The sequence below is a fragment of the Massilia horti genome (genome assembly GCF_004614195.1).
Taxonomy (GTDB): Bacteria; Pseudomonadota; Gammaproteobacteria; order Burkholderiales; family Burkholderiaceae_D; genus Telluria; species Telluria horti.
Window position 1 is genome coordinate 1 of sequence record NZ_SPUM01000014.1, and the last position, 4,259, is coordinate 4,259.

3 protein-coding genes are annotated in these 4,259 nt (G+C 57.4%); 1 reads left to right on the plus strand and 2 read right to left on the minus strand.

Features of this window, described 5'->3' with window-relative positions; translation table 11 throughout:
- Positions 1-65: 65 nt before the first annotated feature.
- Both E4O92_RS02445 and E4O92_RS02450 read right to left on the minus strand, forming a co-directional pair.
- Positions 66-635 carry a hemerythrin domain-containing protein gene (locus tag E4O92_RS02445; protein WP_135188164.1) on the minus strand — a complete coding sequence of 190 codons (570 nt, stop codon included), beginning with the start codon at positions 633-635 and terminating at the stop codon, positions 66-68.
- 10 nt (positions 636-645) lie between these two features.
- A complete protein-coding gene (locus E4O92_RS02450) occupies positions 646-1,194 on the minus strand; it encodes a hemerythrin domain-containing protein (protein WP_167759674.1) in 549 nt (182 codons plus the stop codon).
- A gap of 353 nt (positions 1,195-1,547) precedes the next feature.
- Between E4O92_RS02450 and E4O92_RS02455 the strand changes: the two genes are divergently transcribed.
- Positions 1,548-4,076: a penicillin acylase family protein gene (locus E4O92_RS02455; RefSeq protein ID WP_229482958.1), complete on the plus strand. Its 2,529-nt coding sequence runs from the start codon at positions 1,548-1,550 to the stop codon at positions 4,074-4,076.
- Positions 4,077-4,259 lie beyond the last annotated feature (183 nt).

Here is a 4,259-nt window from a genome sequence, read left to right on the forward strand (position 1 = left end):
AGTTATAAAGAAAAAGCCCCGTTTGCCTGAGTGCAGACGGGGCTTTTTTGTTTTTTCGGTGCGTCTTACTTATTAATTCGCGCTGCGGATCCGCCCCTTTGTTTCCCGACAAAGTGTTTCACTGGCTGGAACCCGACCAGGTTCCCGACGGTTTTGAGCTCATCACGCAGTTCGGTTCTTCGCTGGAGCAGTTCCTTTCCAAGCATAGCCAGATCCAGACGGGAAGATTTCACTTTCGGGAAGACGTACTCCTCTTCCTCCTCCATGTGGTGCTTGACCGATTCGCGCAACACGGCCATTTTGGCGCAGAAGTGCGAGTTGTCCTGCCTCATCGGAATCAGCTGCTGCATGAGGTGTTTCGCGGCATCGTGCTCGACCTGCGCTTCGTCGATCAATTCATCCGTCACGACCTCACGAGCGGCTGGATAAAACAGTTCTTCTTCGATGATCGTGTGGATGAGCAGCTCCTTACAGATCTCTTCGGCCACATTCATTCGCTCTGTCGTTGCGCCGTCGCCTTTCAGCTGACCGAAATATTTGAACAGTCCACGCAGCCGGTTGTGATCGTCGCACAGCACGCTAATCGCGTCGCCGGCGGGTTGCTCTGCAGTGTCGTTTGCATGGTTTTTGTCCATTTAGTCGCTCCTACTGTCTACCGGCGCCGGCCGACGCAGTATCTGGCCTGGCGGCTGCGGGCGGTGGTGGCAGCAATTGCTCCGTCAACTGGATATAAAGAGCTTCCTTGCGGTCCATGATCATCTGTCCGAGTATCAACAGATCGCTTTTTGCTTGCTTGACTCGAGGGAACATCTCGCTCTCTTCGTCATTGATGTGGTGCTGCGTGCATTCGCGCAGCACGTTGAGCTTCGCGCGCAGGTGTGGGTCTCCGCTGTCAACATATCGCAATTGCTCGAGCAGATATTTCATCGTCCCGTGCTCGATCTCCGCCTTGTTGATTAACTCGTCGTCATTGATCAGTTTTCGGACAGCGGGATAAAACAGTTCTTCCTCTACCGCCGCATGGATCGTCAACTCGGTCCAGATCTCTCGCACGAGTTCCATTTGGGTCATCGCTGGCGTGACCGGATCGAGCCGGGCAAATTCCCTGAACAGCAGCTTGATTCGCTCGTGATCGGTGGTCAGGACCGCGATCGCGTCGCACGATATTCCAGTTGTGGAGTCCTCTGTGGTCATGCTCGGTCCCTTACGCACGTGGCTAAACAACGTTTGACCGATGCGCGATAAATTCATTCTGTCACGGAGGAGGAACCTTTCGACCCTGCGTCGCTCCTGATCAGCCGCCAGCAACAACGACCTGCGCGCTCAGTTAACGCGCTGGATCGTTGTTGCATAGTCGGCTGGGCGGACACTCGCCACCGCCTGTGCCCCCGATTCCCTGCACCCGCGGTGGCCAGTGTTGCCCAGTTCGGAAAAACCTTGAGTGGAGCTCAATCCGGCGTCCATAGGATGAGCCAGATGTTGCACTTGCAGCCATTATCCCTATGCAAGCAGACCGATCTGTTCGCCGGTTCACATAACCTCGCTCGATGGCATCTGACGAGTTGGTTTCGCGCAGCTTGGTTTCCCGCCAGTTGACTGAGGTCAATGCATCGGCACTGGCTGCGGCGCATCATCGCCAGATGGTGCTGGCTGGACATTTCTACTCGATGGAGGAAGGGATGGGACGAATATCGCGGAGATCGCTCACGATCAGGCGTTTCGCCAGATGGGGCGTATGGGGTGCGTTGTTTAGCATGGTGATGGCAGCCGGCACCGCAGCCAGCGATACGCCGGGACACTTCAAGGCCGAGCTTGCGCGTACCGGCCACGGGCTGGTCCATGTGCGCGCGAATGACTTTCGCGGCCTCGGTTATGGCCTCGCCTATGCGTACGCACAGGACAATCTGTGCATGTTTGCCGACAGTTTGCTGACCGTCCGCGGCGAACGTTCCGCATTTTTCGGCCCCGAGGCCCAGGCCACGAAAGCGATCAATGGCGAATACGGCGCCGCGAGCGACTTTTTCACCCTGAAGAATGAAGACAGCGATTTCTTCTTCAAGGGTTATCTCGACATCCTGCAGTTACGTCAAGGATTTGCTGCAGCATCGCAGGAAGCGCGCGACTACCTGGCTGGATATGTTGCGGGCTACAACCGCTATCTGCGCGACTATGCGGGACGCTATCCTGCGGCCTGTGCCAATGCAAAGTGGGTGCGTCCGATCAGTATCGACGACATGTATCTCGTGCTGGCCGAAAAAGCACTGCACGCAACTGGCGAGGTGTTTGCCGCCGAGATCGTCGCCGGCGCTACCGACGCCGGAACTGTTCCGGTAGTGTCACAGGCAAGCACGATCATGGATCCCGGATTTTTACGTGCCCGGCTTGAAAGGCTGACCTCGGAGAAACTGGGCAGTAACGGGCTTGCGCTGGGGCGGGATATTACGGCCAACGGGAAGGGTATCCTGCTCGGCAATCCTCATTATCCATGGACCAGCACAGACCGCTTCTACCAGGTACACCTGACTATCCCCGGCTCTTATGACGCGATGGGTGTGATCCTGGGCGGGATTCCGCTGGTCGTCATTGGTTTTAACAGGGACATCGCCTGGACACATACCGTGACCACCGCGGTTCACTTCACGACCTTTAAGCTGGCGCTCGATCCGGCCGATCCCAGTCATACGACGTATTTGATCGATGATGTTCCTTCAAAGTTGACGGCGCGGACGGTAACAATAGACAGCCTGGAGCCAGACGGAAGTCTCAGGAAGCGCAGCAAGACATTTTATTCTAGTGAGCAGGGTGCCGTGCTGGTGAAGCCGGAAGCTGGGCTGGCGTGGACAACATCGTCCGTCCACGTCCTGGCAGACCCCAACCGCAATAACACCCGCTTGATCGATCAATGGATCGCAATCGGCCGGTCGGCAAACGTGCACCAACTGAAGGCGGCGCTTGACAGGATTGTCGGGCTGCCGTGGGTGAATACGATTGCCGCGGATCGGTATGGCGAAACCTTATATGCGGACGCGAGCGTCGTCCCGCGGGTAGGACCTGAACGCTTTGCCTCCGATTGCCTGCTCACGCCGGCGTTGCTGACTTTCGATGGATCGCGCAGCGACTGCAGTTGGGGAAGCGACGCAGGTGCGCCGCCCGGCCTGTTCGCGCCGTCGAACGGGCCGTGGATGATCCGTACCGACTATGTCGGCAATTCGAACGACAGTTACTGGCTTACGAATGCGCGCGAACTGATGACGGGACCGGCGCCAGCTGGTTTTTCGCCTCTGTATGGCCAGACAGGGATCGAGCAAAAACTTCGCACACGTATCGGTTTCAAGCAGCTGGAAGAGTCAATCGCACAGAAAAGGAAATTGGCGATTCCCGACGTTCAGCAATTGGCTTATGGTAATCGGGTACATGCGGCGGAGCTCGTCCTGCCGCAGCTTCTGCCATTGTGCGCTGGGAGTACGGATCGGGACGTGGCGTCGGCTTGCCGCGTGCTGTCCCGCTGGGATCGCAGGGCAAACCTCGGTAGTCGGGGCGCTGTGCTGTTTCGCGAGTTCTGGAACGAAGCGGCCACGATTCCGAACAAGTGGGCTGTGCCATTTGATGCCGCCGACCCGGTGAACACCCCGAGCGGTGTGAACAAGGCCGCAGCGTCCGCGATGCTGGCAGCCGTGCGCAATGCCGCCCTCAAATTGCGCAGTTTGCAGATTCCGCTGGATGGCAAGCTTGGCGACTTCCAGGGTGAGACGCGAAATGGAATTCGTGTCCCTCTTCACGGAGCGATCGGCGACATCGACGGATCATACAACTCCATACACATGAGCACAGATCTGCAGGTGGGTGGTTATCACGATGTCAAATGGGGGACGAGCTATGTGCAAACCGTCGGCTTCGACGATGCGGGCCCGGTGGCGCAGGGGATGCTGCTTTACGGGCAGTCCACCGACCGTGCCTCGCGTTGGTACGCCGACCAGGTTCCGCTTTACTCGCGCAAGCAGTGGGTAACACTGCCGTTCCACTGGGAAACAATCAGAGCAGATCCGCACTACAGCGTGCGCGTGCTGGAGGAGTAGAAGTCGCGCACGAGCAACGTTTGAGCTTGCTAGCGAACACTGCGTTTGCTATAGTTCGGGTCCCCGCAGCGATGCAGCTCAACAAGAACAAGCCGCGGGGCAGATGAAGTAAAAAGAAGTTGACGATCATCGCGAAACACTGCATAATCTCGCTTCTCTGCTGCTGACGAACAAAACGATTCG

Bases quoted from the DNA above. Each gene is read 5' to 3' on its own strand.
- E4O92_RS02450 (WP_167759674.1), bottom strand. From the start codon at position 1,194: ATGACCACAGAGGACTCCACAACTGGAATATCGTGCGACGCGATCGCG.
- E4O92_RS02445 (WP_135188164.1), bottom strand. From the start codon at position 635: ATGGACAAAAACCATGCAAACGACACTGCAGAGCAACCCGCCGGCGAC.
- E4O92_RS02455 (WP_229482958.1), top strand. From the start codon at position 1,548: ATGGCATCTGACGAGTTGGTTTCGCGCAGCTTGGTTTCCCGCCAGTTG.